The 1,138-nt window shown below is 47.5% G+C and carries 1 protein-coding gene; it reads left to right on the top strand.

Annotated elements, in window-relative coordinates; genetic code table 11:
• Nucleotides 1-1,131 (top strand): elongation factor Tu (gene tuf, locus AC3Z9T_RS21375; protein ID WP_490128062.1); only part of this gene is annotated, 1,131 nt, incomplete at its 5' end.
• Nucleotides 1,132-1,138: the final 7 nt, after the last annotated feature.

The following is a 1,138-nucleotide window of genomic DNA, read 5'->3' as shown; positions in this document are numbered from 1 at the left end:
GGCCACGTTGACCATGGTAAAACTACCCTGACAGCAGCAATCACTACTGTTCTGGCAAAAACTTACGGCGGTAGCGCTCGTGCATTCGATCAAATCGATAACGCACCAGAAGAAAAAGCGCGTGGTATCACCATTTCTACTTCTCACGTAGAATACGATACTCCTACTCGTCACTACGCACACGTAGACTGCCCAGGACACGCCGACTATGTTAAAAACATGATCACTGGTGCTGCGCAGATGGATGGCGCGATCCTGGTTGTTGCTGCGACTGATGGCCCAATGCCACAAACTCGTGAGCACATCCTGTTAGGTCGTCAGGTTGGTGTTCCTTACATCATCGTTTTCCTGAACAAATGTGACATGGTAGACGACGAAGAGCTGCTGGAACTAGTAGAAATGGAAGTTCGTGAACTTCTGTCTCAATACGATTTCCCAGGCGATGACACTCCAGTTGTTCGCGGTTCAGCGCTGAAAGCACTGGAAGGCAATCCAGAGTGGGAAGCAAAAATTGTTGAATTAGCAGGCTACCTGGATACTTATATCCCAGAACCAGAGCGTGCAATTGACAAGCCATTCCTGCTGCCAATCGAAGACGTATTCTCAATCTCAGGTCGTGGTACAGTAGTAACAGGCCGTGTTGAGCGTGGTATCGTTAAAGTTGGTGAAGAAGTTGAAATCGTTGGTATCAAAGATACCGTGAAAACAACTTGTACTGGCGTTGAAATGTTCCGTAAACTGCTTGACGAAGGTCGTGCGGGTGAGAACGTTGGTGTTCTGCTGCGTGGTACTAAGCGTGAAGAAATTGAACGTGGTCAAGTACTGGCAAAACCAGGTACAATCAAGCCACACACAACTTTCGAATCAGAAGTTTATATCCTGAGCAAAGATGAAGGTGGTCGTCATACTCCATTCTTCAAAGGTTACCGTCCACAGTTCTACTTCCGTACAACTGACGTAACCGGTACTATCGAATTGCCAGAAGGCGTAGAGATGGTAATGCCAGGTGATAACATCAACATGATCGTTACCCTGATCCACCCAATCGCGATGGATGACGGTTTGCGTTTCGCAATCCGTGAAGGTGGCCGTACAGTAGGTGCGGGTGTTGTTGCAAAAATCATTGCATAAGCACAAC

This window comes from Providencia sp. 6390 (assembly GCF_058148425.1).
The sequence above is the reverse complement of the archived record's forward strand: the minus strand, read 5'-3'. Positions and strand labels throughout refer to the sequence as shown.